Here is a 26,502-nt window from a genome sequence, read left to right as displayed (position 1 = left end):
GATTTCTCATGAGCACCTTCTTCCAGCAAACCGCACAAGCCATGATTGCCAAACACATCGACCGTTTCCCACTATTGAAGTTGGATCAGCTGATTGATTGGAAACCGATCGAACAATACCTGAATCGTCAAAGAACCCGTTACCTTCGAGACCACCGCGGCCGTCCCGCCTATCCCCTGTTGTCCATGTTCAAAGCCGTCCTGCTCGGACAATGGCACAGCCTCTCCGATCCCGAACTCGAACACAGCCTCATCACCCGCATCGACTTCAACCTGTTTTGCCGTTTCGACGAGTTGAGCATCCCCGATTACAGCACCTTATGCCGCTACCGCAACTGGCTGGCGCAAGACAACACCCTGTCCGAACTGCTGGAACTGATTAACCGCCAACTGACTGAAAAAGGCCTAAAAGTAGAGAAAGCATCCGCCGCCGTCGTTGACGCCACCATTATTCAGACCGCCGGCAGCAAACAGCGCCAGGCCATAGAAGTTGATGAAGAAGGACAAGTCAGCAGCCAAACCACACCGAGTAAAGACAGCGATGCCCGTTGGATAAAGAAAAACGGCCTCTACAAACTCGGTTACAAACAACATACCCGTACCGATGCGGAAGGCTATATCGAGAAACTGCACATCACTCCCGCCAATGCCCATGAGTGCAAACACCTGTCGCCTTTGTTGGAAGGACTGCCCAAAGGTACGACCGTCTATGCCGACAAAGGCTATGACAGTGAGGAAAACCGGCAACATCTGAAAGAGCATCGGCTGCAGGACGGCATTATGCGCAAAGCACACCGTAATCGTCCGCTGTCGGAAGCGCAAACCAAACGTAACCGATATTTGTCGAAGACCCGTTATGTGGTCGAACAAAGCTTCGGTACACTGCACCGTAAGTTCCGCTATGCCCGGGCAGCCTATTTCGGGCTGATTAAAGTGAGTGCGCAAAGCCATCTGAAGGCGATGTGTCTAAACCTGTTGAAGGCGGCTAACAGGCTAAGTGTGTCTGTTGCCGCCTAAAAGGCGGCCCGGATGCCTGATTATCGGGTGTCCGGGGAGGATTAAGGGGGTATTTGGGTAGAGTTAGGGAGTGATTGGTGGCGGAAACAGCCGAAAACCTGTGTTGGGGTTTCGACTGTTGTGGGAAGGGCTTTTTTGCCAAGGTCTCAGGCGGCATCATCACGTCTGGCCAAAGCGCAGAAGACGAAGGCAAAAACCGCTTTCAGACGGCCACCCTCACCCATAGCGACATTCAAAACTACAGCCGATACGAAGGCGAAAGTTTTGGATTGGGTGCCAACGTTGCCGTAAGCGGCAAAACACTGGGGCAGAGCGCACAAAATAAGCCTCAAGACAAACACCTGACAAGCGTAGCCGATAAAAACGGCGCAAGTTCATCAGTAGGCTACGGCAGCGACGGAGACAGCAAAAACAGCACCACCCGCAGCGGCATCAACACCCGCAACATACACATCACCGACAAAGCGGGACAACTTGCCCGAACAGGCAGGACTACCAAAGAAACCGAAGCGCGTATCTACACCGGCATCGACACCGAAACTGCGGATCAACACTCAGGCCGTCTGAAAAACAGCTTCGACAAAGACGCGGTGGCCAAAGAAATCAACCTGCAAAGGGAAGTAACACAGGAGTTCGGCAAAAACGCCGCCCAAACCACAGCAGCCGTTTCCGACAAACTCGGCAATACCCAAAGTTACGAACGGTATCAGGCAGCCAAAACCCTGCTGGAGGCCAAACTGCAAAATACGGACAGCGAAGCCGAAAAAGCCGCTATCCGCACATCCCTCGGTCAAGTAAACGCCTACCTTGCCGAAAACCAAAGCCGCTACGACACCTGGAAAGAAGGCGGCATAGGCAGGAGTATCCTGCACGGAGCGGCAGGCGGACTGACGACGGGCAACCTCGGCGGCATACTGGCCGGCGGCGGCACTTCCCTTGCCGCACCGTATTTGGACAAAGCGGCGGAAAACCTCGGCCCGGCGGGCAAAGCGGCGGTCAACGCACTGGGTGGGGCGGCCATCGGCTATGCGGCGGGCGGGAATGCAGGTACGGCGGCAGTAGGGGCGAATGTCGATTGGAACAACCGGCAGCTGCATCCTGATGAAAGGGCTTGGATAAAACAAAATGCCAAAGCATTTGCAAAACAAGAAAATGGCGGGAAGGAACCTACCGCCCAACAAGTTGCCGATGCTCAAAAACGCTTAGTGCATCAAGCAGTCAAAGAAACCGATTTATTTTGGATGCTGACTTTAGAAAAGGTAACTGATTTACCTGCAAAAGACTTTCTTAAAAAAGCCAGGCAGACCTTTCTCAATGAAGATGGCAGGCAACAGCGATTCTTCACTACGGAAGGCAAACAATTTGTCCGACCGGAGGTTTTTGCACCGGAGGCCCAATCAGACCTTGTGTTCTACCGAAACAATTTACACTCATCCAAAAATAGCAGCATTACCCAAGGCGCGAAGGATTTGGCTTCGGAATTTGCAAAAAAATCCTGGAAGGAAAAAATACAAAATCCACGAAAAACTATTACTAGAGGAGTACTCAACTCTTTACCTGTATACATTGTAGGTTCAAAGGCGGTGGATACCTTTAAAGATGTCCAAAACTGTGCAAACGACTTTGGACGATGCTGGGACAATGTCACCGAGGCCTTCCAGTCACCTGGAGCAGGTACTGCTTCCTTAATCTTAAATGACTTGCAACCGATTTACGGACAAGACGTCCGAGGTGCGCAAGCCGCACTGATCGGACTTCAATCGGTAGAAAATTTGACTACGGCCGTCGGAGCGGGCAAGGTATTGAAGCAGGTTGTCAAACCAGGCGTTAACAGCTTTAAGCGCATGCTGGACAAAGACGCCCGGGGAGAAGCAGCTAAAAAAGACGATCCGCCGAAACCCAACTTTGACAAAAAAACAGATCCACCGGCAGATCCGCAACCACAGGAAACATACCCCAAACGTGATGCAAATGGGCGTTATCACGACGAACTCGGACGTTTTATGCCCGATCCGGGGAGAGCTGCCACTGCTTTAAAACGGCCGAATTTGCGCAAACCGATAAGGGACAGTGTGTATGACCGGTATATCAAACTGCCTGACGGCAGCTATGCAGAAAAAGGAAATATCTCTAATATTATCAAACCACCCGTCCACATCGGACACAGATACGGTTGGGAAAACCGCCGTTTGATAAAGGCGGCAGATGAATTAGGCATGACGCAGAGCCAGTTGAATGAGTATGTGAACGACCCGAAAAGGACGAAAAAATTGTTTGCTCTGCAGAACAAGGCGGAAAACGAATCTCACGACCCCAGGTTTGAAAAACCGGGGCGGGGTGATTTGGGTACAATTAAACAAGATATGAGGAACTTTTTAAATGGTAAATAATTTAACACCTCCCAGTTTTGAAGAAAAAATTGCGGAAGCTGAAGAGCTAGGTGATATTGCTTTCCTTCAAAAGGCGGAAAGCGAGGGGAAATTAGATCCATTCCGTATTTCTCCTAATGAAAAATGGAATAGCCTGCATAGGGCTAATATTTGGAATCCATCATCACCTGAAACTATACGGTTTTACATAGACAAAGGTGTCCCTGTAAACGCCCAAGACATCTACGGCATGACACCGCTGCATTACGCGATGCGGGCAGAAAACGGAGATGCGGCCATGGTACTGTTGGAGGCCGGAGCGGATCCGAACATTGAAACCTATACCGACCAAGGAATTCCTTTGGCCATGATAGGCGGCATCCCCGACAGACTGGACGTTTTAAAAGCCATGCTGGACAAAGGTGCAGATGTGCATCACCCGGTCAAGAATGCAAACATGTCGCTATTGGATTTTATGAAGACTTATTTTTCCGATGACCAAAGTTTGAAACCGGTTATTGCCCTAATGGAGCAATATGCCTGATGCGCCATAGGTAAGGATAGCTCTCCCGCGAAATCCAGCTCTATTTGGCAAGAGCAAGCCGTAGCCCATATGAAACCTAAACTCAACAAGTAGGATGTGTGCGGAACGCACGCATGCGGTTCTCAAGGTTTGAGCCAAGAGGTCATCTGAAACAACAAATACGGTTTCAGACGACCTTTCTTTCAACAAGTAGCCACAGCAATCAGACAAAAGCAGTCCACCGCCACACCCATGTTGGCAGTATGGTCGGCACAACCACCATCCGCAGCGGCGGGGATACCACCCTCAAGGGTGCGCAGCTTATCGGCAACGCGAATGTGTGCGGAACGCACATATGCGGTTCTCAAGGTTTGAGCTAAGAGGCCGTCTGAAACAATAAATACGGTTTCAGACGGCCTTTCTTTCAACAAGCCACCACAGCCATCAGACAAAAGCAGTTCGCCGCCACACCCATATCGGTAGCACGGCTAGCAAAATCATTATCCGAAGCGGTGTAGAGACAACTCTAAGACGACAAATTTTGAACGTCATAGCCTTTCGGGTATGACATTAAGGGCCGACATGATCAAACAGCGCGAAATCCATCTGGCCATACCCGCACAAACTAATAAGGAGTAAAGATTGCAGTTACAACGTGTGGTAGAGTATGGCAAGAGTCAAAACATTACAGTCAAAATTACGGAGATCAAATAATGATTTTTAAACAGGATCAAAATTATTGGGCAGTTTTTTATGCTAATGAAGAAGCTCTGATTGTTCAAACATGTTCAGGTTTGGGGTTAACGGCAATAGACCACCTATATCCTCCCCATATCCTGCCATTGGATACCGACAATGGAACTTTAGGCACGACAGTCTTACAAGCATTGGCGAACAGCAGGACGTTAGACAACGAAGCTGAACGTATTGATTTTTTAAAACAGGAAAGTTTTAAACCACGTTATGAGGATTGGGTTGCCAACCTATGCGGGAACTTGGGCTATAAAACCAGACGCGCCCTATTTAAAAACATGATGAGCGTGGATATTTGGCTGCACAACGGCTGCCTGAAAATCAGCCCAAGCCGCCATGTCAAGCTGGAAGCGTGGGATGCCATTGATGCAGACAATGTAATTTTATCATTGGATAACAGTCCTGAAGAAATCGGAGCAGGTTTAAAGTTGGCATTGAGCCGCTGCCGATAATATTTGGCAAAAGTCGTCTGAAAGCCGGAAAAATGTTTCAGACGACTTTTTTATCACACTCAAGGCCAGCGTGCGTACCGCACACACCTTACCTGCATAGGTTTAATGCGGGCTACGGCTTGCTTGGAAGGATATGTGAATTAAAATTTAAAAAAGTTGACTTTCCCGTTCCTAATACTAATTGGAAAAATTCTATTGATGTCTTGAATGAATCAGGTAATGTTAATAGACCACGTTATAGGAGTAAATAAAAATGGCAATTTGGAATTATCGGTACTACCTTATCCCATCAGCTGCTATCAGAAATAAATTTAATGCAAATAAAGATATCATACTTGATGAGTATCGATCTAATGGTTTTCAGAATTTTAATGAGAATAAAAGTTTTGAAAATTACTTTATCGATAATGATTTTATATTATTATCAATAATAAATGAAGCAAAAAAAAAAGCTTAAATCGAAAGAGTCTTGGGATAAAGATGCAATCATGTTTTGTGATAATTTTGGTAATAGTCTTACCGTTTGGCCAGATGATATAGAGTGTGAACTTGATTTAAGATTTGATTATACTAAATTTATTCAGAAAACCATTGACTGGGCAATAAAATATAATTGTCTACTTGTAATCGAAAAAACAGGAAATGTAGTTTCCCCTAATATAAATAATCTAATTTATGAAATAAAAGCATATTTGGAAAGCAAGCCGTGGCCCATATGAAACCTAAACTCAACAAGTAGGATGTGTGCGGAACGCACGCATGCGGTTCTCACGGTTTGAGCCAAGAGGCCGTCTGCAAACAGAAAAACCGTTTCAGACGGCCTTTATTTAATGTGCCGATCTTGCGCGGGCTATAAAGCGCAGTTGTCCAAAAAGGTATATTAATAGGCAAATACAAAAAGGAGGCGAAGTCAATTTTACTACCTTCAAACATTTTCAATTTGGAGTATTGCCATGATAATTAATTATCAAGAAGCAAAGAAAATCGCAGTATCTTTTTTCAGTCAAATAGAGCAAGAAATGGGAATTTCATTGTTAATAGTTGAATCTCATGTATGAGAAAATGATGACTAGGTGGTTTTCCCATATCATTCAAAAGAATATTTAGAAACATTTGCAAAGGTCTCTATCAGCCTCAACAATCACTATTAAAATGTGCTCCGATGTTCTCTCTCCGCCTGTATGCGGCTTGGGCAAGGGCGAGGCTGCATTCGAGTAGGTTGCGGTTTTCGTATTCGGACGCGGTGTATGGCTCGGCTTGGTTTTGCTTCCAAAACTGCAGTTGGGCGATGGCGCGGCGCAGGTCGGTATCGTTGCGTATGATGCCCAGATGGCGTTGGTTGAAAGCTTGCAGGGTGGGTCGGCTGAATACGTTTTGGAGGCCGTCTGAAAAGATGTCTGTTTCGGCGGAGGGGCTTTCAGACGGCCTTTGGAATGGTTCGGTTTGGAACGCTTGTCTGTCCGCGATGGTTTGGGCGGCAAGTCTGGCGGTAACGACACATTCGAGCAGGGAGTTGCTGGCAAGGCGGTTGGCTCCGTGCAGTCCGGTACAGGCGGTTTCGCCTAAGGCGTAGAGCTGCGGCAGGGAGGTTCTGCCGCAGGGGTCGGTTTGGATGCCGCCGCAGGTGTAGTGTTGCACGGGGCGGACGGGGATGGCTTGGCGCGTGATGTCCAAGCCGTGTTGGGACAGGCAGTGCCGATGGATGGACGGAAAATGCCGGCGGACGAACTCTGCGGGTTGATGGCTGATGTCGAGTGAGACGAAGTCTTGCGTTTGTTTGGCGATTTCGGCGGCGATGGTGCGGGCAACGATGTCGCGCGGCGCAAGTTCGGCGCGGCGGTCGTAATGCGGCATAAACCGTTCGCCCGCTTGGTTGGTCAGGATGCCGCCTTCGCCGCGCACGGCTTCGGAAATTAGGAAGGTGCGGCCGTTTTCAGACGGCCTTGCCAAGCCTGTGGGGTGGAATTGGATAAATTCGAGGTTTTCGACTGCGCAGCCTGCGCGTATCGCCATAGCGATGGCGTCGCCCGTGCATTCGGGCGGCGTGGTGGTGGCGACGTAAATCTGTCCCAAGCCGCCGCCTGCGAGTACGGTGTGGCGGGCACGGATGCGGTAGGTTTCTTGCGTTCGGCAGTCGAGGACGGTCAGTCCGCACGCTGCGCCTGATTCGGTTTGAACGTCCAACGCCATCTGCCGCTCGTAAACGCGGATGTTCGGGTGGCAGCGTATTTGGGCAATCAGGCTCTGCATGACGGCTTCGCCCGTGTAGTCGGCAACGTGGGCGATTCGGCGGCAGGTATGCCCGCCTTCGCGCGTCAGGTGCAGGTCGTTATGATTCCGGTCGAACGCCACGCCCTGCGCCAGCAGCCATTCGATTGCCGGTTTGCCCTGCGACAGGATGGTGCGGACGGCGGCTTCGTCGCACAAACTCGCGCCCGCTTCCAAAGTATCGGCAACGTGTTTTTCAATGTCGTCCTCTCCCGACCACGCCGCCGCAATCCCGCCTTGGGCATGACGGCTGGCAGTGTCGTCCAGCTGGTTTTTGCACAAAATGACGATGCGGAACGATTCAGGCAGCGACAGGGCGAGCGTCAGTGCCGCCAGCCCGTTTCCGGCAATCAATACGTCGCAATCGGTTTGCATGGTGTTGTCCTTGTTTAAGGGGTCGTCTGAAACAGCAATATTGACGGCAAATCAAGCGGGGCCCATGCCGTTGAACACATCTTTTTTCTTCAGCCCTGCCGCGAAGTCGAGCATACGCTGCAAAGGCAGTTTGGCGGCTTTGCCCAGCTTTCTATCCAACAGGATTTCGTTGCACCCGCTTGTCAGGGCATATTTGATGCCGCCCAGCGAATTCATCGCCATCCACGGGCAGAACGCGCAGCTTTTGCAGCTTCCGCCGTTGCCCGCCGTCGGTGCGGCGATAAATTCTTTGTCGGGCGCCTGCTTTTGCATTTCGTGCAGGATGCCCAAATCGGTCGCCACGATGAATTTTTTTTCGGGGCGCGATACGGCGGCTTTCAGTAGTTTGCTGGTCGAGCCGACCACATCGCCCAGTTCGATGACGCTTTGCGGCGATTCGGGATGAACCAGCACCACGGCGTCGGGATGTTCCGCTTTCAACGCCGCCAGCTCCTGCCCTTTGAATTCGTTATGGACGATGCATGAACCCTGCCACAACAGCATATCCGCACCCGTTTCGCGGCGGATGTAGTCACCGAGGTGGCGGTCGGGCCCCCAAATCAGCTTCTCGCCACGTGATTTCAAATACGACACGATTTCCAACGCCACCGAAGACGTTACCACCCAGTCGGCACGCGCTTTTACGGCAGCGGAAGTGTTGGCGTACACTACGACCGTACGGTCGGGGTGTTGGTCGCAAAACGCTGAAAACGCCTCTTCCGGGCAACCCAAATCCAAAGAACATTCTGCTTCCAAATCAGGCATCAGCACCGTTTTTTCAGGGCAGAGGATTTTCGCACTCTCGCCCATGAAGCGTACGCCCGCCACCACCAGCGTATCGGCTTCATGTTCCGCACCAAAACGCGCCATCTCCAACGAATCGCCCACGCATCCGCCTGTTTCCAAAGCCAAATCCTGAATCAGCGGATCGACGTAATAATGCGCCACCAAGACCGCATTTTTCTCCTTCAACAAAGCCTTGATTTCGTCTTTCAGACGGCCTGCTGTTTCTCGGTCGGGCGTGTCGGCAACCTTCGCCCATGCCTGACGGATTTGGCAGGCGGAAGTCGGCGTTTGGATGAGTGGCATATCGTAATCGAACGAGCGGCGGGCGGCGGTTTGCATGATGTTTCCTTGTAGCTGGTTTTCAGACGGCATGAAGGTTTGCCGTTTATATTTTGAAATAGTTTTATATTATGCTCAAATTGAGTATAATATGCAAGGTCGTCTGAAAACCGCTTTGGTTTACAATAAGGTTTTCTCTTGAATGAAAGCCACGCATGGATGCCTATCCTGAAACAGCGGCCAATACGCAAAGTATCGTCGAACTGGTTCCTGTACTGATCGCCATTACAAACGGCAGCTTGAGGGTTTTGACCGTTGCCCAAGGAGCGCTGCTGCCCAACGGCCTGCTTGCTCCGCTTCGCCACTCCTTGCAGGCAGGGGTCAGGATGTGGGTCGCCAAGCAGACATCTCAGCCTATGGGTTATGTAGAACAGCTTTACACCTTTGTCGATACGCGCCGTCAAAACGAGCAAGGCCTGCCTGTCTTGTACGTCAGCTATCTGGGGCTGGTGCGCGAGGCCGCCGACAGCATCCTGCACCCGGATGCTAAATGGCAGGACTGCTACTGCTATTTTCCGTGGGAAGATTTGCGCACCGACGGCGGGCTACGCGATACCATCGTCAGCCGCCTGCGCATTTGGGCAAACTCGGCGGATACGGAGGAAGTGCGACAGAAGCGGCTCAAGCGCATTCATTTGTGCTGGGGGGTAGAACCTGAAAATTGGTCGGAAGAATACGTTTTGCAACGCTATGAAATGCTGTATGAAAGCGGCCTGATAGTGGAAGCCGCCGAGCCGCAGGCAAACTTCGACTTCGCACTCACGGGGCAGCCCATGCGCCACGACCACCGCCGCGTACTGGCGACCGCCCTGTCCCGCCTGCGCGCCAAAATCAAATACCGCCCCGTGATTTTTGAACTGATGCCGCCCGAATTTACATTGCTGCAACTGCAAAACAGCGTCGAAGCCATCAGCGGCAGATTGCTGCACAAGCAAAACTTCCGCCGCCAGATTCAGCAGCAGAACCTTATCGAGCCGTCAGATACCAGCGTATCAGGTAGTAAAGGCCGTCCTGCACAGCTTTACCGCTTCCGAGATGACGTTCTGCCCGAACAGCTGATTTCTGATATCGGACTGCCGCTGGGCAGCCGTTAGCCCGTTTTCAGACGACCTATAGTGGATTAACAAAAATCAGGACAAGGCGACGAAGCCGCAGACAGTACAGATAGTACGGAACCGATTCACTTGGTGCTTGAACACCTTACCAGGAACTATGGAAGTTTTAAAAAAGATTGGCACCACAGGCAACTCAGCCACAGGCAAACTTTTTCCAGATTTACCTCGCACAAATAAGGGATGGACTGAAAAAACACAAGTGCAATTCAAGCTTGAAGGCCAAGGAAAACCACATGTGAATAAAGGAAAAGGGGTAGTCAATACAGGGCTGGGGAAATCTGGCGGTAAAGAAACTTTTGAGAAACAGATTATTTATTTTGAAAAAATTGGAGACGTAAAATGAGTTATTTGATTTTGGATGATGATATGTATTTAATCTATGATTTTAAAAAAGTCATGAAAAGAGAAAAAGAATTTATTGAAAAGACAAGATTATTATCATTAAATGACGAAAGTATCTTTGGCATCAAAAAAGACAAAGGCTTATTTGCATCAGAGGAATGGTGGAGTAATATTGATTCCGGACAGATTATCACCAGAAGCGTTTCCGGAGTGATATCGTCAATATATGAAGCGGGAATGGAACGAAGAAATATACCGAATAGTTTTAGTTTTATAGATGGTGAAGGCATCGTAAGGAATGAAAGTATGTATATGATGAATAAATCCGACAGACATTTATTTTGTGAAGGGAAAAAAATTGCTATTTTTTACGCGTATGACGAATTAAAAATATCAAAACAAAGAAAAGGAGACGTAATTGATTTGGAAAACAACTATGTTGAGCAAGTCATTGAAATGGCAATTTCAAAATAATCAGATGACGCCGGAGAGAATTGTTCTCTTTGAGCTAAGGCGAGGCAAAGCCGTACTGGTTTTTGTTAATCCACTATAAAATGAAGTTTTGCCCCATCGGTACAACATCAATATTTTTCAACAAAGGAAACCCCATGTCGTCTGAAAACACCCTCTTCCCCCTGCCCGATACCCTATTGCGCCCCATGGTAGAACAAGCCTTGAGCGAAGATTTGGGCAGGCGCGGCGACATTACGTCCGCCGCCGTCATCGCCCCCGATAAAACCGCCAAACTTTTCCTCGTCAGCCGCGAAAACGGCGTTATCGCCGGCATGGACTTGGCGCGCCTCGCCTTTCAGACGATGGATCCGTCCGTCCGCTTCCAAGCCGAAATCCGAGACGGACAAGCCGTCCGCGCAGGTCAGACGCTGGCTGCCATCGAAGGCAACGCCCGCGCCCTGCTCGCCGCCGAACGCACCGCGCTCAACTACCTCACGCACTTAAGCGGCATCGCCACCGCTACCGCTCGCGCAGTAGCCGAAGTTGCCGGTTACAATGTGGACATCGTGTGCAGCCGCAAAACCATCCCACTGCTTCGCGTCCTGCAAAAATACGCCGTCAGAGCAGGTGGGGGTGTGAACCACCGCATGGGCTTGGACGACGCCATCCTCATCAAAGACAACCATCTTGCCTATTGTGACAGCATCGCCCAAGCCGTACGGCAGGCAAAGCAAGCAGTCGGACCGTTGACCTGCGTGGAAATCGAAGTGGACACGTTGGCACAACTGGACAAAGCTATCGTGGCGGGCGCAGAACGGATTTTGCTGGACAACATGGACGACGAAACCCTGAAAAAAGCGGCAAACCGCTGCCACACGCAAACTGCCCACCCCCACACCGTCTATTGCGAAGCATCGGGCGGCATCGGCTTCGACCGACTGAAGCGCGTGGCGCAAACCGGCGTGGACGGCATCGCCCTCGGCTATCTGACCCACAGCAGCCATTCGTTGGATATAGGTTTGGATTTCGTGGCTTAAATTTCGAGTTTGCTATAAAGCAAAGGCCGTCTGAAATATAGACGTTTCATTTTCAAGCAGCCTTTTTGCTTCCAAAGCAGAAGATATAAAAATTATGCAGGGTAGCTTCAACCTTCATATAACATGAAAGAGTAGGGCATAACTAAGCCATCATGTAAAAAGCCGTCTGAAACCCAATGTTCAGACGGCTTTTTACTCCCAAAATGATTAATTGATCATTACCATTTTCCAGTTATCCCAATACGGATTGTCCTACCTGGTGCAGGCAGGTAAGAGCGACTCATCGGGTCGAGGTAGTAGCGGTTGGTCAGGTTGCTGCCCACCAGCTCGGCAGTCAGGTTTTTGCCGATTTTGTAGCGCAGGTAGGCATCCCATACTGCAACAGGCTGCCAGCGCATATAGTCGGGGTCTGCCTGTTTTCCATTACCTGCTTGGTCGTAATATACCTGAAAAATCGCCCTGCGGTATTATTCAGCTTAATAATCAAGTAAGTCTTTCGCGGCTTATCGTATGTAGGAAAACTGCTACAATAATAACCATCAATAAACCATCCCTTGAATCTATTCAGTCTACCTGAAACTCAAAAAGCAGCATGCACATGGTTTTACAGAAACCCTGTAAACAGCAAAGCTATCTCTTTAGAAAACGCATAAGGAAAACAACATGAATCTAGCCATCACTGGCTCCAGCGGCAACATCGGCGGTATGGTCGCCCGTCATCTGAGCACATGCGGCCTGCCGCTTATCCTGCCGCTGCGTAACCCCGCCAAAGCGCCCAATCTCACGAACTGCGAGGCGCGACGGTTTGCCTATGGCGATTTGGAGCTTGCTAAGCAGGCTTTAAATGGGGTGGACGTGCTGTTTATGGTGTCCGCCGCCGAAAGTCCGATGCGCGAACAGGAGCATTTGACTTTGGTGCAGGCTGCTTCGGAAGCGGGCGTGAAGCATATTGTCTATCTCTCTTTTGCTCAAGCGGCGTTGGACAGCACCTTCACGCTGGCGCGTACTCATGCGGTTACCGAAAATGCAATCCGGCAAACAAATATGCGCTACACCTTTCTGCGCGACAATTTTTACAGTGAGATGATGGCAACAATTGCTAATGCAGACGGCATCATCGCAGGCCCAGCCGACGACGGGCGCGTTACCTGCATTTCACAGCGCGATGTCGCCCAAGCAGCGGCAAACGTTATCGCCGACATCGCATACGGCAACCACCGCCACGACAATCAGACCTACACGCTGACCGGTTCCCAATCATTAAGTTTTGTTGAAATAGCCGCCGTCTTAACCGAAATCACCGGCAAACCGCACTGCTACCACAATGAAACTGTGGAAGAAGCCTTCGCCAGCCGCAAAGCTGAGTATCCTGACACGCCCGATTGGCAGATTGAAGCCTGGGTTTCTACCTACACTGCCATTGCCAAAGGCGAGCTTGCTACCGTTTCAGACGACCTGCCGCAGTTGTTGGGACGCGCACCGATTAGTTTTGAAGACGTAGTAAAGGCACAATATGCAAAATAATCTTGTCCCATTTATCGAGTTTCGTGGCACAGGCAAGCATTATGACGGCAAATATGCTGTGCGCGATTTGGATTTGACCATTTATCAGGGTGAATTTTTCGTGTTGGTAGGTAGCTCGGGCAGCGGCAAATCCACCACTTTACGCATGATTAACGCGCTAATTGAACCGACCGATGGCAACGTTTATCTGCACGGGAAACGGATTAAAGACTACGACATCCGCCAGCTCCGCCACCAAATTGGTTACGTATTGCAGCAAATCGCACTTTTCCCCACCATGACCGTCGCGGAAAATATCGAACTCATGCCTGACGTACTGGGCTGGCCGAAAGCCGAACGCAAAACGCGTGTGAATGAATTATTGGAGCTGGTGGAACTTGACCCTGCGCACTACCGCGACCGCTATCCGCACGAACTTTCCGGCGGTGAACAGCAGCGCATCGGTATTTTGCGAGCCATTGCAGCCAAGCCTCAAGTTCTGCTGATGGACGAACCGTTTTCAGCACTTGACCCGCTGGTACGCACCGTGCTGCAAGACCAAATTGCTATGATTCACCAAAAATTTGGCACCACTATCGTTTTCGTTACCCATGATATGCAGGAAGCCGCCAAACTCGCTTGCCGTATCGGTGTAATGCATAATGGCAAACTGGTACAAATCGACACACCTGAAGAAATCAAAAAGCAGCCGGCAAATGATTATGTGCAATCGCTGTTTTCCACCGCCGATGCACCCGATGCCGAACGCATCATCCACCAATTCTTACGGTTGGATAAACAGGGACAGGAAGCTGTGAGAAGGGCAGTGTTATGATGGTGAAGGCCGTCTGAAACCTCTTTCAAGGCGCTAATACCTTGCTGTAAAGCAAACATAAACATCTATTATTCAACGTACTAAACATAAAATTTAAAACTATGTTCTCATCCCTAAACGTTACCCTGGCAGAACTCTGGCAAATGCTGCTTACGCATTTATGGCTTTCCGGCCTGGCTTTGCTCGCGGCAGTGGCAATTGCGGTGCCTGCCGCCGTGTTGTTTGCGCGCAGACAGCGGGCAGCGGAAGCGGTATTGCAGTTTACCAATATATTGCAAACCATTCCGTCTTTGGCGCTGCTGGGTTTGCTGATTCCGTTTGTCGGTATCGGTTCGCCGCCCGTCTTGATTGCGCTCACGCTATACGCGCTGTTGCCTATTTTTCAAAATACCTATTTGGGGCTGACCCAAATCGACCAATCGATTCAAGATGCGTACACCGCATTCGGACTATCGCGCTGGCAATCATTGTGGCGGATTGAACTGCCGATGGCTTTGCCTGCCATGATTTCGGGCATTCGCACGGCGGCAGTGCTGATTGTCGGCACGGCAACTCTGGCGGCGTTAATCGGAGCAGGCGGTTTGGGCAACCTGATTCTGCTCGGTATCGATCGCAACAACATGACAATGACGTTTACCGGCGCATTGCTCTCCGCATTATTGGCTGTCGGTGTAAGCGGCATTATCGGGCTGTTGCAGAAATCACGACGCAAGTTGCCGATTATTCTTGCATTGGTGGTGGGCTTCGGCGCACTCGGTCTGTCTCAGATTTCATTTACACCTGCTACAAAAAACGTGGTGGTTGCCGGCAAAATGGGGAGTGAGCCGGATATTCTGATTAACATGTATAAATTATTGATTGAACGTGAGAATTCGAACGTGAAAGTCACAGTCAAACCTAATTTTGGCAAAACTACTTTCCTGTTTAGCGCACTGAATAGTGGCGAAATCGATATTTATCCTGAATTCACCGGCACAGTGCTGGAAGCCTTAGTACAAGTACCAACTGAACAGAAGAACCGCCATCTGTCGCCAGATGAAACCTATCAACGGGGCAAACAATTATTGGCGGAACAATATCAGCTAGAGTTTCTGCCACCAATGTCTTATCAGAACACTTACGCGTTGGCGGTCAAAGAAAGCTACGGTGCATCGCACCAACTGAAGACAATCAGCGACTTGAAGCAGGTAGCGCCCAATATCCGAGCAGGTTTCTCACTGGAATTTATCGACCGAGCGGATGGCTATAAAGGCATGCAGGCAGCCGGTATCACGCTAAAACATATTGTTAGCTTGGAACCTGCCTTACGCTATACGGCATTGTTGAATGACAAAATCGACCTAGTGGAAGCCTTTTCCACCGATGCAGAATTGAAACAATATCAATTGCGCCTACTGAAAGATGATATTTCCCTGTTTCCTGCTTATCAGGGTGCGCCATTGATGAAAGCAGAATTTGCTGAAAAAAATCCTCAAATTGTGACCGCACTTAACCGACTGGCGGGAAAAATTAGCGAAGAGGAAATGAGTGAGATGAACTACCGCGTGAAAGTGCAAGGCGAAAGCGCGGAAAACGTAGCGCGGGAGTATTTGGAGAAAAATGGGTTGTTAGGAAAGTAAAATTGGCAGTAGGCTACCTGAAAGCATCAGATTCTTAGGGAGGTATTATGAAAGCCGTAAAAATCTATCAAGCCGGCGGTCCAGAGCAACTGATTTATCAAGACGTGCCAACACCTGATATCAAAGAGAGTTGGTCACTGGTAAAAATCAAAGGCTTCGGCATCAACCATTCCGAGATTTTCACACGCGAAGGCAAATCGCTGTCTGTCCAGTTTCCGCGTATCTTGGGCATTAAATGTGTAGGCCAAGTGACGCCTTTAGAATAAAACAGTGGTCTGAATTGGTTTCATGGATATTGATAAAGAGAAGGTCGTCTGAAATTCTTCAGACGGCCTTTTATATTTGAATCATCATTGACTTTAAATACATTGAATATCAACGGCAGCTTTATTGAAACTAGGCTACGACTGCTGAAATTCCTTGCGAAATGCCAACGGTGTTTTCTGCATTTCTTTCTTAAAAAATTTGCCGAAATGCGTAGCCTCTTCAAAGCCGAGTTGCCACGCGATTTCTTTGACGGACACTTTCGTATAAGCCAACAATCGCTTGCTTTCCAATAAAATTCTTTGATTAATGAACTGTTTTGCTGTTAGCCCCGCATATTGTCGGCAGGTTTGGTTCAGTGTTTTTTCGTGACATGAAAGCGCATCAGCGTAAAACGCCAGTTGGTGCTGTGTGGAAAAATGCGTTTCCAGCAACGCACAAAATGCCTGCCAACGCTGCTTTGGGAGGTCGGGCAGGGCGTTTTGCGGCGAATACACCGACGACAGCCAAGTTAAAAATACACCGAGTTGCTGCTGTACCAGCTCGGCTTTTGCCGATTGCGCCAAATCGTCCGCATAGCGTAAATCAGAGAGGGTATGCATCATCTGGGTGAGCAAAGGCACGTGTTGCGGCGCCACCTTGCCTTGGGATGGCAGTTGTCTCAACTTGTCCGAAATATTGGAGGTCAGTATTTGTGGCGCAAAGGACATTCCCCATCCGTCCCAGTCTGCCACACCTGTAAAATGGTGAATTTGCTTAGGGCGAATCAGCAGCCATTCGCCTGTTTGCTGTACCATCTCGGCAAAGTCCAAAATGTGCCGACATTCTCCCTGTTGCACCCAAATCCACACAAAATATTCAAAGCGGTGTTGTTGCTCAAGTTGGGTTTTAATGGCTGCATCTGCTGCTGTTTCACTTTGGTAAAACACTTGTGCAGTGCAAATTTCCAGACCGATTTCGTCTTCCGATGTGATATTTTGGATAAAAGGTTTGTTTTTTACCATAAATAAGCCATTTTTTACTTTTAATTCAACAAAATTATACCATAAAATACCACCATAAATTAAACAAGAGGTAAACAAAATGGTAAAAACAGCACTCATTACAGGCGCATCGAGCGGCATTGGTTTGGAATTGGCAAAAATTCACGCACAGCAAGGCGACAATGTGGTTTTGGTCGCACGCTCCCAAGACAAGTTAAATAAAATTGCCGAAGAATTGACCGCACAATTCGGTATTAAAGCGTACGTTATTGCTATCGATTTAGCAGAATCTAATGCTGCCGAACGCATTTTTGAGCAAACCCAGGCGTTAGGTATTCAAGTCGATTATCTGATCAACAATGCAGGTTTGGGCGGGCATGGCAAGTTTGCCGAGCGGGATTTGGCAGATGAAATGCATATGGTGCAAGTGAATATTATCGCGCTGATGTCGTTAACCCGACTGTATCTGCCGTCCATGTTAGCGCAACAGTCAGGCAGAATTTTGAATGTTTCGTCCACCGCATCATTTATGCCCGTCCCTAATCAGGCAGTGTACTACGCCACCAAAGCTTTCGTAACTTCATTCAGTCAAGCCGTAGCACAGGAAGTGTCTGTAAGTGGTGTGACAGTTACGGCACTTTGCCCGGGCGCAGTGGCAACGGGCTTTGTGGCTGCAGGCAATTTGCAGGGCGTGGCCGCCTGGGATAACGCAAAATCTGCGCAATCCGTGGCACAGTATGGCCACAAGGCGATAATGCGCGGCGAATTGGTGGCATTTAACGAAGGAAAACTGCGTTTTATGTTGGATTGGATCATTCCGTTCCTACCACGCCATTTGGTACTAAAAATGTCGCAAATGGCGATGGAGAAGAAATAATTTCTTTATCATAAAAAATCCCCTAACGCTTTATGCGAGGGGATTTTTGTTTTTAAAGATGTGATATTTATTTCAATCCTTTTTTCACCAAATCTTCATATCCACCATGGTTGGTCACATTGGTGTAGCCAGCATTTTTCAACTCGGTCAATGCGGTTTCTACACGACGACCACTGCGGCAATAGAGATTAACGGGCGCAGTTTTATCTGGGCTAACCGCTTGAATACGTGCAAGGATTTGATCGTGCGGAATATTCACGGCATCTTGTAAATGACCTGCGTTAAATTCCTCGGCTGAACGTACATCAATCCAAACACTTTTTGCTTTTTCTGGTTGTACTGCGCTTTGTTCTGTTTGTGGTGCAGTATTCGCAGAAGCCAAAAACGGTACAGCAATCGCTGCCGCAGAAAGTACTGCTGTAAATAATTTTTTCATCATTCAATCTCCAATTAGATAGAAAATAATCGTCTTATAGGTTTAGGAATCTTATTAAATTAACAATCATGAAAAATATCTAAAATTTTGACCGCACTTTTACACGAAAAAGCCATCTGAAATTTAGTATTCAGACGGCCTTCCATATAAAGTTAGCTGCACAAACGCCTAGATATCCCTAATTCATCATAAATGCATATCTAATCGATGCTCATTATCCCACATTTCAGCTTCATTTTTATAAGACTTAGCCAACTGACCAAGTAACTCATCGGCCACAAACGGATGAGTAATAGCTAATTGTCTACGCCAATCTTGATATTGTTCGAATATTCTCCATTCTTGAGCACCACCATCACCAAATGAACGACTTGTAACTCCCCTGCTATTACGTTTTTCTATATACATTCCTTCAATCATATTTTTAGAATGTATATCTTCAACTAAATCACGTACACCTTCACAAGGCCAAATCCCATCTTCTCCATTTTGGCAATGGCCTAATAACTTACCAATAAAATATTCAACGATATTTCTACGTCCATGCTTTTCAGCAAGGTTAATTGCTTGTTTTACCCATCCTTCAAGCTTTTCGGGATTAATTTTTCCTAAATTATCTTCGCCCGGTATGTGGCTTAAGGCATTTAAAGTATACCGGTAATATTTAACTAATTGCGTGTTAACAGCCTCATTTTCATCTTCTAATCCATCATCTCTTTTATAAAGTTTTGAGATAAGTTGAACGAAAAATTCAGGATGTTCTTCTAAATATCTTTCTAAACTTTTGATTGAACAATTTTCACTTTTTCTTCCATAAGGTGCTAAAGCCACTATGTAGGAAAATTCTAAATTCGCCTTTTGTTCTAAGCTCAAAGTTTCACAATCAGAAATTTGAGAAAATGCATCTCCTAACCGATAACTATCTGGTGGATTATTTTCATTTTTTGCTGTTGGTAAAAGCATTGCTGTTAAAATCTCAAAAATAACTTTAGGAGATATTTTTTTTAGATTAAAACTAATATATAAAAAAGCAGTTTGAGGTCTGTTTGCTGACAGCAGACATCTTACGGCATTTTCAGCTTCATTTATATTCTGACAATATGATGGAACAATTTGCTCCCAATATTCTTGTTGGTAATGTTTCTCTAGAGACTCAACCAAGCTCCATACCTGTGAATCAAAAGGTGCCTGTAAGTATACTTGTACTTTACCAGAATCATCTAAATACCCAGAAAGGGTTTCAAATAAAGAGGTGTTATCATCACTTTCGGATAACAATCCCCGAATAATGTTCTTATAATTAATGTGAGCATCTTTTTTAAAAGACTCCAGAGCCAATTTAATTAATTGTACTGACTCCTCATCTGATGAAAATACAAAACGTCTTAGAAGAAAACCTATCGTACTTGCGCAATCTCCTTTTAAAGATAATTCTAGAATTCCTGAAAGTCCTTTTTCTTGTAAAATTTCTTTTAACGCGACAACACGATTTTGGTTAATAATTCCTTCTCTTTCTTCAAAATTCATATTTGGATCATCTTCTATCTCATCAGTAGAGTAATCTACCCAATGAGATCTAAATAACCAGAAATATTTATCTATTAGTTCTTTGGGTTCTAATGCTGCATATGTCTGCTTGCCCAATTCCGTAAACATAATTCTATTAGAATCTCTTTTAGCTCTTTTAGATAAAATAGTCGTGCGAAGTTTTTCTCGCATGGTAATTTTCTCAGATTCTGTAGCTTGGTTTAATGCCCAATCTTTAATAAGAAACCAAATTTTATTTTGCTGTTTAGGTGTTAAACCATGAATATGATTGACTAAATCAAGTAATTGTTCAAATGTATGACTTGCCCAAGTTAATGCTATTTCTACTGAGGCATTCCAGAAATCATAAACATCTTGTTCAGTTACTGTATTTTGAGCACAATTATTCCTCCAAATACATTTACTAGCTGGAAATGCTGTTTGAGCAGATGTACTTGGAAATTGGCTAATACAAATTCGCCAACCGATATCTGGAAATTTTCTAACTAACTCTTTTAATAATTGAATACGTTCTTGCGTATTGATATTTGTAGCAGGTAACCAAGCTCTAAAAACTCCAGATAATGAATTAAAAGGTTTGTTGCTATAATTATCAGTGATTTCCTCTTGACTTAATTGAGCCAAAATTTTTACCACTCTAGCAACTGTTAATTTATCCCAAGCTAATTTCTCTAATGCCCACAACAAATCAGTATACTTAGGTGAAGAGAAAATATCAGTAGAAACAGGTTGCATTAGCTCTAAGAATTGCTTATCAGTTTTCAAATCGTTTTCTATAATACTTAAAAATACTTTTGGGCTCGCTTCTGCATACACTGAGAAATCAGATGCTTGTGCAAGCAATACTCTTAAGTTAAGTGGAGAGAATAATTCTTCCACGAGTTTATTTACTGCTTCCTCACAATTAAAAGCTAATCTATTTTTAAATAATTCATTACCATGAACAGCCAATAAAATAAGCATCTCCCCTATACTATCTCTCAAGCCTTTAGAATGCTGACGCTTTTTATCATATATATTAGCTTGCCATTGCTGATCTTTAGGCAAATCTAAGGCAGGATTATCTTCTCCTAAAACTAATTTAGCGCTGTCAAAGAAGCGCTCTAAATCTGCTTTAGTAATGTAGGGTGCAATAGCAAATAACAAATCGATTTTTGATACTACTCCTCTATGTGAGTCTACTGCCCAAACGGGAGAGTCATTAAGAAGCAAGCTTACTTGAAACTCTTGTTCTAAAGACTCATACGGTAAATTTTTTGATAAAGCTTCTAGGATAGAAATGTCATATTGATTAGAACTGTCCCATCCTCCAGCAAATAGAAATGGAATAAGAACTTGATTATGACTATCTACCCATTCAGGCTTATGAATAGCCTCATTCTTTGACAGCTGTCGTCGCAGGACTGTTAATGAATAACCGGATTTTTTTGCCAATTCTTGTGCTGTATCATAGGAATACCCCATTTCTTCTAATGAATGAAGAAAAGTTACTGAATCTAAAATTTCAAGTTTTAGATCAATATTTTGTATTAGAGTATTTTTAGGGTAAACAACAAAGGCATGAATCTTTTGCGAATATTGAGCCAGCTCTTTTTCGACGTTTTTATTATCAGTAATTGCAATAAAACTCTTAGAGCCTTGAGCAAGACGAGAAAGGACATTCTCTTCTTTAAATACTAGACAATTATCTCTATAAGAAATAAATTTTTTATCTGAAAACAGGGCGGACAAAAATGCCATTGCTTCGATTTTAGAATCAGCTGCAATGTAAAAAGGTTTTTGGGGCGGTTTGGATAAATAATCCAAAATCTTTTCTTCATATACTTTAATTAATTTGTTAAAGAAAGACGTATTTAAACTTGGATTACACACATTTGCCCATTCTTGCCATACACTATCTAAGGAATCTACATTTTGTGTAGGCAATTTTGCTTCATTTGCCAGCCAACTTTGTGCTGGTAATGACTGAGCTAGCCACTGTTCAAGATCGCTTGCATCATATGCTCTGACATCTTTCCATTTATTAAGAGCTTTCTTTTGCTGAACCCATTTATTTTTTCCAGGCCAGCGACGAGGTGTTACAAAAATAAATGTTATATTTTTAGAATCTGAAAGGTGAGCCTTAAGGCTTTTATCAAAATCACTATCAGCTTTGGCCTTAATATCTTTATTAACACCAAATTCCCAGCCTGAATTACCATCAGGAATCCACGGAGTTGCTTCATTTGACTCAATCCAACCATCCCAGCCAGGTCGTTGTGAATCATCATTTCCAGGAAAATCAATTTGAGTTATTTTTTCGCTCGTTGAGTGGATCAGTGTTCTCAAAAAAACAGATAAACGTGATCTTGATGAAATTTCGCAAGTATTGACCCAATTTTCAATATCATTTGCTTTTATATCTAAAAAAGGAGGAGCATAAATATGAGTTGCAGGAGCTTCAGTTTGTTGAATTAGAGCATCTTCATACTCAGCCTGCCATTGCATTAATTGATCTAATGGGAAGTTAAAGGTCTTTGATAACCGCTGAGCCATGTTAGGTGACAACATTGCTTTACCATTCAAGAAATTAGATAGTGCAGGTCGACCAATTGCTAGCAATTTTGCAGCTTCTGTTACCGTCATTCCTTTAGGTAATAACTCTTCTTTGATTCTTAAGCCAGGATGTTTTACAATCATTTTTAGTTCCTTATTTAAGGGTTTATCAAATGCATTTCTGCGTATATTTTGTAACACTAACGATACGCCAATACTGTGTAGCGTTACACAATACAGATTAACTCTGAGGAATTAAAAGGTCAAGCATCTGAGTCTGCTTGACTTTTTCTTTTTCAAAAAATAGCACTTGTAAGTCTTTAGATATCTCTTAGGTTTACGATTACAACCCAATTCATAGACTGAGACCTTTGCAAAAACTCCCTTTTACCCGACGGCCGAAACCTAACACAGGTTTTCGGCTGTTTTCATTTCAAATATCCACTGATTCTACTCAAATACCCCCTTAATCCCCCTTGGATACCTGATAATCAGGCATCCGGCCGCCTTTTAGGCGGCAACAGGCGCACTTAGCCTGTTGGCGGCTTTCAATAGGTTCAAACACATCACCTTCAGATGGCTTTGTGCACTCACTTTGCTCAGTCCGAAGTAGGCTGCCCGCACATAGCGGAATTTACGGTGCAGCGTACCGAAGCTCTGTTCGACCACATAACGGGTCTTCGACAAATACCGGTTACGTTTGGTTTGCGTTTCCGTCAGCGGATGGTTACGGTGTGCTTTGCGCATAATGCCGTCCTGCAGTCGACGCTCTTTCAGATGTTGCCGGTTTTCCTTACTGTCATAGCCTTTATCGGCATAGACGGTCGTACCTTTGGGCAGTCCTTCCAACAAAGGCGACAGGTGTTTGCACTCATGGGCATTGGCGGGGGTAATGTGCAGTTTCTCAATATAGCCTTCCGCATCGGTACGGGTATGTTGTTTGTAACCGAGTCTGTATAACCCGTTTTTCTTTATCCAACGGGCATCGCTGTCTTTACTCGGTGTGGTTTGGCCGCTGACTTGTCCTTCGTCATCGACTTCTATGGCCTGGCGCTGTTTGCTGCCGGCGGTCTGAATAATGGTGGTGTCAATGACGGCGGCGGATGCTTTCTCTACTTTTAGGCCTTTTTCGGTCAGTTGTCGGTTAATCAATTCCAGCAATTCGGGCAGGGTGTCGTCTTGCGCCAGCCAGTTGCGGTAGCGGCATAGGGTGCTGTAATCGGGGATGCTCAGTTCGTCAAAGCGGCAAAACAGGTTGAAGTCGATGCGGGTGATGAGGCTGTGTTCGAGCTCGGGATCGGAGAGGCTGTGCCATTGTCCGAGCAGGACGGCTTTGAACATGGACAACAGGGGATAGGCGGGACGCCCTCGGTGGTCTCTAAGGTAACGGGTTCTTTGACGATTCAGGTATTGTTCGATCGGCTGCCAATCAATCACCTGATCCAACTTCAATAGTGGGAAGCGGTCGATGTGTTTGGCAATCATGGCTTGGGCGGTTTGCTGGAAGAAGGTGCTCATGGGAAATCCCCTAAATGTCTTTGTGGGAATTTAGGGGATTTTGGGGAATTTTGCAAAGGTCTCTATTTGTCTGCCAATTCAACACAGAGGCAATGATGTTCTCTTTGTTGCCAATGCCTCAGTTTGTATATTCGTCGTATTTGTCGGGGTCTTCGTATGCAATACGAAGTTTTGAATCATTTTTCAGCGAAAGCAGGGGATTTGAGCTATCGCCAACATCAAACATGAAGGTATCGATACCGCAAAGCTTCCACAGGAATGTAAAAACATTGCCGGTTTCCTCATGTAAAACATCAATAGCATAGATTGCATTTTCGGCACTGGATCCTGAAATATGCTCAAATGCTGGATACTCGACATACCAACCGTATGCGAAGTCTTTGTGGGTTTTAAAGCAATCAGACAGGTTCACTTTGGCCAACAACTTGCGAACCGCAGAAAACAGTTTTTTGCTAGTTTGATCCAAAGTAACCTGATGATTCTGAACATCCAGGGCTTCGAACCCTGTCTGTTCAGTTCCTTTCAGCTCATCCTCTGCATCAGTCTCTGGGCTATCTTCTTTAGCTGGCACAGATTCAATAGATGAATCCCCTGACTCAGTGTTATTTTCAGATGCTTCTTTTTGATGCAAATTGACATCTTGTTTGACAGCTGTTTCAGATTTATTCTTATCAGATAAATTTTCTGTTTCAGGAAAGGCTTCAGCACCATATTCAAATTTGAATTTGTTGAGTACAAACTGACAAAGCTCATGTACGTCTAACTCTGTTGCAGAATATTGGTTATGCCACTGATCCAGCACATCTGACCATAAATATTGGAAAGAGTCGTCCAACTGAATTGATTTAGAAATTGAGAACAGGGTAGAGTGAAGTTTTTTAATTTCTTCAACTTTTGCATGGGAAAGTTTGAATGCGTATTCTTGAAGCTCCTGTAAGTTATCAGAAGCAAAAAAGAACAGTCCTAGAGTTTTATGAGAAACCGTAAGCCCTTTATCAGAAAACATCACCTCCAGTTCGCGCAAAGAAAGTTTCCCTGAGTCAGATTTATCTTGGAAAATATCGCGAATTTCGGCGTATTTGCAGGCTTTATCCCAAAAACACATTTCAGCACGCAGTTCGTTTTCAACAAGGTGCGCAACCTGCAATGTAGTTTCGTCAGAGTAGGGGATGTAAATGCACGGCATCATACGGAAGCGGTTATCGCCAGTTTCTTCCAAGAGTTCGCGCAAGATTTTGAGACGGGTATTACCACCCTGTGCCAGTACATATTTACTTTCACCAGGTCGCTGGGTAACGTGTACCGGTTGTTGAATACCTGAAGAACGAATGGACTCTTTGATGGCCTCATAGCTGGAAACATCATGTAAACGGCGTGGGTTTTTGTCAAAGAAATCGATCTCGCTGATTGGCAACGACATTAACATGCCCTGAGAAGGAGTATCCTCGAGGCCAAAACTCATATTTGTCTGTGCAGGTGTACCGATGTGTAGGCTCAAAGCTGCTTTGGTTTGGCCCAGATTCATGACTGTACCTCCTCTTGCAGCAGGCTGGTCATGTCGTTGAAACAGCTTCCACGCAATTTTTTATTTTCGATACCAGGGAAAATCTCATAAACAATACGGTGCATGATTTCATAAGCGGGCAGCATCTTTCCAAGCTGTTTACGCTCATGGCAATGAACAGGAACTCGTAACGTTGTGGCTTCCTTATATGCTTTGGCAGCAGGAACTGCTACGCTCAGCAATTTACGTCTGTCGTCTAAGGTATTACTAAAGAAGTCTTTGATAGAGGATGCGATGAATTTCGCATCATTGGTACGATCTTGCGCGTAGATGATGGCTCGTAATTGAGGCATGGGGATGCGCATTGCTTCGCCTTTTTGCAGTCGCTTCAGAAGTTCTTGGGTACCAGTGAGAAACTCACGGGCACTCAAAACTTCAGGCATAATCGGGCAAAGCAAGCATGTAGCAGCGAAGGCAGCTGTATCCAAGAGAGGGCCGACTGCACCCTGAGTATCGATCAAAACCACATCGTAGTTATTCTGTATGTATTGTGAATGCAGTTTGCTTCTCAGCAAAAAGGCACGATCGGGACGAGAAGTTACTTCAGTCTCGACAAAAGCAGAAATGTTATTGGAAATAACGATGTCTAAATTTGGGAAAACGGTATTGGATATTGTTGAGCGGATGACTTCTTCGGTATTTTCACCGAGAAGCAATTCGACAATACCATTTGGAGCGCGGTGGCTTATTGGGTAGTATTTAGACAGTGATGGCTGAACGTCGCAGTCGATCATTAGGACGCGGAGTCCAATATCAGCGAGAACGCCAGAGACATTAGCAATGAGTGTTGTTTTGCCTACGCCGCCTTTGGTAGCGGCCGCAGACAATATTACGGGTGCGGACATAATATTTCCTTGTATAATCAAGGAACAACGTCAGCGAGAAGAGGCAATTCAAGACGCGAAGAATATGCTTAAATCATCTTTAATAGGAAATTTAACATAATATAAATT

The 26,502-nt window shown here is 46.1% G+C and carries 22 protein-coding genes and 4 pseudogenes; 17 read left to right on the top strand and 9 right to left on the bottom strand.

Annotation, left to right across the window (positions count from 1 at the left end):
* Positions 1–8: 8 nt before the first annotated feature.
* From LPB400_RS07105 to LPB400_RS07075, 8 genes and pseudogenes are all read left to right on the top strand, one after another.
* Positions 9–1,016: an IS5 family transposase gene (locus tag LPB400_RS07105; RefSeq protein WP_219088560.1), complete on the top strand. Its 1,008-nt coding sequence runs from the start codon at positions 9–11 to the stop codon at positions 1,014–1,016.
* Positions 1,017–1,159: 143 nt separating this feature from the next.
* Positions 1,160–1,747 (top strand): annotated as a pseudogene (locus LPB400_RS11160) (hemagglutinin repeat-containing protein); the annotation flags it as partial.
* A gap of 510 nt (positions 1,748–2,257) precedes the next feature.
* Entirely contained in the window at positions 2,258–3,406 is a 1,149-nt protein-coding gene (locus tag LPB400_RS11155) for a GH-E family nuclease (RefSeq protein ID WP_432760686.1), read from the top strand.
* Positions 3,396–3,929 (top strand): ankyrin repeat domain-containing protein, encoded by a 534-nt coding sequence (locus LPB400_RS07090; protein WP_070461578.1) that lies wholly within the window; start codon positions 3,396–3,398, stop codon positions 3,927–3,929. Before LPB400_RS11155 ends, LPB400_RS07090 begins: the two co-directional genes overlap by 11 nt.
* 113 nt (positions 3,930–4,042) lie before the next feature.
* Positions 4,043–4,237 (top strand): annotated as a pseudogene (locus LPB400_RS11115) (hemagglutinin repeat-containing protein); the annotation flags it as partial.
* A 235-nt stretch (positions 4,238–4,472) separates the two neighbouring features.
* Positions 4,473–4,547, top strand: a complete 75-nt coding sequence (locus LPB400_RS11110) for a hypothetical protein (protein WP_336623262.1) — start codon at positions 4,473–4,475, stop codon at positions 4,545–4,547.
* A 74-nt stretch (positions 4,548–4,621) separates the two neighbouring features.
* Positions 4,622–5,113: a contact-dependent growth inhibition system immunity protein gene (locus tag LPB400_RS07080; RefSeq protein ID WP_107792553.1), complete on the top strand. Its 492-nt coding sequence runs from the start codon at positions 4,622–4,624 to the stop codon at positions 5,111–5,113.
* Positions 5,114–5,366: 253 nt separating this feature from the next.
* Positions 5,367–5,832 (top strand): annotated as a pseudogene (locus tag LPB400_RS07075) (hypothetical protein).
* A 415-nt stretch (positions 5,833–6,247) separates the two neighbouring features.
* Here the strand turns inward: LPB400_RS07075 and nadB are convergent.
* Together nadB and nadA are read right to left on the bottom strand one after the other, a co-directional pair.
* Positions 6,248–7,756, bottom strand: coding sequence for an L-aspartate oxidase (nadB, locus tag LPB400_RS07070; protein WP_070461577.1), 1,509 nt, complete (start codon positions 7,754–7,756; stop codon positions 6,248–6,250).
* A gap of 51 nt (positions 7,757–7,807) precedes the next feature.
* Positions 7,808–8,920, bottom strand: coding sequence for a quinolinate synthase NadA (gene nadA / locus LPB400_RS07065; protein ID WP_070461581.1), 1,113 nt, complete (start codon positions 8,918–8,920; stop codon positions 7,808–7,810).
* A 155-nt stretch (positions 8,921–9,075) separates the two neighbouring features.
* On the opposite strand from nadA, the gene LPB400_RS07060 reads away from it, so the two are divergent.
* The 4 genes from LPB400_RS07060 (at position 9,076) to nadC (ending at position 11,867) form a co-directional block, all read left to right on the top strand.
* A complete protein-coding gene (locus tag LPB400_RS07060) occupies positions 9,076–10,014 on the top strand; it encodes an NUDIX hydrolase (RefSeq protein ID WP_070461576.1) in 939 nt (312 codons plus the stop codon).
* A 118-nt stretch (positions 10,015–10,132) separates the two neighbouring features.
* Positions 10,133–10,378 carry a hypothetical protein gene (locus tag LPB400_RS07055; RefSeq protein ID WP_070461575.1) on the top strand — a complete coding sequence of 82 codons (246 nt, stop codon included), beginning with the start codon at positions 10,133–10,135 and terminating at the stop codon, positions 10,376–10,378.
* Positions 10,375–10,851 (top strand): hypothetical protein, encoded by a 477-nt coding sequence (locus LPB400_RS07050; protein ID WP_070461574.1) that lies wholly within the window; start codon positions 10,375–10,377, stop codon positions 10,849–10,851. Before LPB400_RS07055 ends, LPB400_RS07050 begins: the two co-directional genes overlap by 4 nt.
* A 134-nt stretch (positions 10,852–10,985) precedes the next feature.
* On the top strand, positions 10,986–11,867 hold the full coding sequence (gene nadC, locus LPB400_RS07045; protein WP_107769070.1) for a carboxylating nicotinate-nucleotide diphosphorylase: 882 nt from the start codon (positions 10,986–10,988) through the stop codon (positions 11,865–11,867).
* A 218-nt stretch (positions 11,868–12,085) separates the two neighbouring features.
* On the opposite strand, the pseudogene LPB400_RS07040 reads toward nadC, so the two are convergent.
* Positions 12,086–12,268: pseudogene (locus LPB400_RS07040) on the bottom strand (hypothetical protein); the annotation flags it as partial.
* 262 nt (positions 12,269–12,530) lie between these two features.
* On the opposite strand from LPB400_RS07040, the gene LPB400_RS07035 reads away from it, so the two are divergent.
* From LPB400_RS07035 to LPB400_RS07020, 4 genes are all read left to right on the top strand, one after another.
* Positions 12,531–13,391, top strand: a complete 861-nt coding sequence (locus LPB400_RS07035; RefSeq protein WP_070461571.1) for an SDR family oxidoreductase — start codon at positions 12,531–12,533, stop codon at positions 13,389–13,391.
* On the top strand, positions 13,381–14,205 hold the full coding sequence (locus tag LPB400_RS07030) for an ABC transporter ATP-binding protein (protein WP_070461570.1): 825 nt from the start codon (positions 13,381–13,383) through the stop codon (positions 14,203–14,205). Before LPB400_RS07035 ends, LPB400_RS07030 begins: the two co-directional genes overlap by 11 nt.
* Positions 14,206–14,306: 101 nt before the next feature.
* Positions 14,307–15,824, top strand: a complete 1,518-nt coding sequence (locus tag LPB400_RS07025) for an ABC transporter permease/substrate-binding protein (protein ID WP_070461569.1) — start codon at positions 14,307–14,309, stop codon at positions 15,822–15,824.
* 47 nt (positions 15,825–15,871) lie between these two features.
* Entirely contained in the window at positions 15,872–16,090 is a 219-nt protein-coding gene (locus LPB400_RS07020; RefSeq protein WP_199900406.1) for an alcohol dehydrogenase catalytic domain-containing protein, read from the top strand.
* Positions 16,091–16,225: 135 nt separating this feature from the next.
* Here LPB400_RS07020 and LPB400_RS07015 read toward each other — a convergent pair whose 3' ends face one another.
* Positions 16,226–17,191, bottom strand: coding sequence for a helix-turn-helix domain-containing protein (locus tag LPB400_RS07015; RefSeq protein WP_159068523.1), 966 nt, complete (start codon positions 17,189–17,191; stop codon positions 16,226–16,228).
* Here LPB400_RS07015 and LPB400_RS07010 point away from each other — a divergent pair.
* Complete coding sequence (locus tag LPB400_RS07010) at positions 17,172–17,948, top strand: SDR family NAD(P)-dependent oxidoreductase (RefSeq protein ID WP_070461567.1); 777 nt, start codon at positions 17,172–17,174, stop codon at positions 17,946–17,948. The genes LPB400_RS07015 and LPB400_RS07010 overlap by 20 nt on opposite strands.
* A 67-nt stretch (positions 17,949–18,015) precedes the next feature.
* Here the strand turns inward: LPB400_RS07010 and LPB400_RS07005 are convergent, their stop codons facing one another.
* From LPB400_RS07005 to LPB400_RS06985, 5 genes are all read right to left on the bottom strand, one after another.
* Complete coding sequence (locus LPB400_RS07005; RefSeq protein WP_070461580.1) at positions 18,016–18,384, bottom strand: rhodanese-like domain-containing protein; 369 nt, start codon at positions 18,382–18,384, stop codon at positions 18,016–18,018.
* A gap of 186 nt (positions 18,385–18,570) precedes the next feature.
* Positions 18,571–22,611 carry a helix-turn-helix transcriptional regulator gene (locus LPB400_RS07000; protein ID WP_083290069.1) on the bottom strand — a complete coding sequence of 1,347 codons (4,041 nt, stop codon included), beginning with the start codon at positions 22,609–22,611 and terminating at the stop codon, positions 18,571–18,573.
* A gap of 366 nt (positions 22,612–22,977) precedes the next feature.
* A complete protein-coding gene (locus LPB400_RS06995; RefSeq protein WP_107810383.1) occupies positions 22,978–23,985 on the bottom strand; it encodes an IS5 family transposase in 1,008 nt (335 codons plus the stop codon).
* 118 nt (positions 23,986–24,103) lie between these two features.
* The gene (locus LPB400_RS06990; RefSeq protein WP_225905476.1) at positions 24,104–25,510 is read right to left on the bottom strand and encodes a ParB family protein; all 1,407 of its coding nucleotides are present in this window, start codon (positions 25,508–25,510) and stop codon (positions 24,104–24,106) included.
* Positions 25,507–26,394 carry a ParA family protein gene (locus tag LPB400_RS06985; protein ID WP_049323310.1) on the bottom strand — a complete coding sequence of 296 codons (888 nt, stop codon included), beginning with the start codon at positions 26,392–26,394 and terminating at the stop codon, positions 25,507–25,509. The genes LPB400_RS06990 and LPB400_RS06985 overlap by 4 nt, the downstream gene beginning before the upstream one ends.
* Between the last annotated feature and the right edge of the window lie 108 nt (positions 26,395–26,502).

This window comes from Neisseria perflava (genome assembly GCF_019334725.1).
Taxonomy (GTDB): Bacteria; Pseudomonadota; Gammaproteobacteria; order Burkholderiales; family Neisseriaceae; genus Neisseria; species Neisseria subflava_A.
This window is presented reverse-complemented; position numbering and strand designations above follow the sequence as displayed.

Bases quoted from the DNA above. Each gene is read 5' to 3' on its own strand.
- LPB400_RS07020 (WP_199900406.1), top strand. From the start codon at position 15,872: ATGAAAGCCGTAAAAATCTATCAAGCCGGCGGTCCAGAGCAACTGATT.
- LPB400_RS07060 (WP_070461576.1), top strand. From the start codon at position 9,076: ATGGATGCCTATCCTGAAACAGCGGCCAATACGCAAAGTATCGTCGAA.
- nadB (WP_070461577.1), bottom strand. From the start codon at position 7,756: ATGCAAACCGATTGCGACGTATTGATTGCCGGAAACGGGCTGGCGGCA.
- LPB400_RS07010 (WP_070461567.1), top strand. From the start codon at position 17,172: ATGGTAAAAACAGCACTCATTACAGGCGCATCGAGCGGCATTGGTTTG.
- LPB400_RS07105 (WP_219088560.1), top strand. From the start codon at position 9: ATGAGCACCTTCTTCCAGCAAACCGCACAAGCCATGATTGCCAAACAC.
- LPB400_RS07005 (WP_070461580.1), bottom strand. From the start codon at position 18,384: ATGAAAAAATTATTTACAGCAGTACTTTCTGCGGCAGCGATTGCTGTA.
- LPB400_RS07000 (WP_083290069.1), bottom strand. From the start codon at position 22,611: ATGATTGTAAAACATCCTGGCTTAAGAATCAAAGAAGAGTTATTACCT.
- LPB400_RS11155 (WP_432760686.1), top strand. From the start codon at position 2,258: ATGCTGACTTTAGAAAAGGTAACTGATTTACCTGCAAAAGACTTTCTT.
- LPB400_RS07050 (WP_070461574.1), top strand. From the start codon at position 10,375: ATGAGTTATTTGATTTTGGATGATGATATGTATTTAATCTATGATTTT.
- nadA (WP_070461581.1), bottom strand. From the start codon at position 8,920: ATGCAAACCGCCGCCCGCCGCTCGTTCGATTACGATATGCCACTCATC.
- LPB400_RS07055 (WP_070461575.1), top strand. From the start codon at position 10,133: ATGGAAGTTTTAAAAAAGATTGGCACCACAGGCAACTCAGCCACAGGC.
- LPB400_RS07035 (WP_070461571.1), top strand. From the start codon at position 12,531: ATGAATCTAGCCATCACTGGCTCCAGCGGCAACATCGGCGGTATGGTC.
- LPB400_RS07025 (WP_070461569.1), top strand. From the start codon at position 14,307: ATGTTCTCATCCCTAAACGTTACCCTGGCAGAACTCTGGCAAATGCTG.
- LPB400_RS07015 (WP_159068523.1), bottom strand. From the start codon at position 17,191: ATGAGTGCTGTTTTTACCATTTTGTTTACCTCTTGTTTAATTTATGGT.
- LPB400_RS06995 (WP_107810383.1), bottom strand. From the start codon at position 23,985: ATGAGCACCTTCTTCCAGCAAACCGCCCAAGCCATGATTGCCAAACAC.
- LPB400_RS07030 (WP_070461570.1), top strand. From the start codon at position 13,381: ATGCAAAATAATCTTGTCCCATTTATCGAGTTTCGTGGCACAGGCAAG.
- LPB400_RS06985 (WP_049323310.1), bottom strand. From the start codon at position 26,394: ATGTCCGCACCCGTAATATTGTCTGCGGCCGCTACCAAAGGCGGCGTA.
- LPB400_RS06990 (WP_225905476.1), bottom strand. From the start codon at position 25,510: ATGAATCTGGGCCAAACCAAAGCAGCTTTGAGCCTACACATCGGTACA.
- LPB400_RS07090 (WP_070461578.1), top strand. From the start codon at position 3,396: ATGGTAAATAATTTAACACCTCCCAGTTTTGAAGAAAAAATTGCGGAA.
- nadC (WP_107769070.1), top strand. From the start codon at position 10,986: ATGTCGTCTGAAAACACCCTCTTCCCCCTGCCCGATACCCTATTGCGC.
- LPB400_RS07080 (WP_107792553.1), top strand. From the start codon at position 4,622: ATGATTTTTAAACAGGATCAAAATTATTGGGCAGTTTTTTATGCTAAT.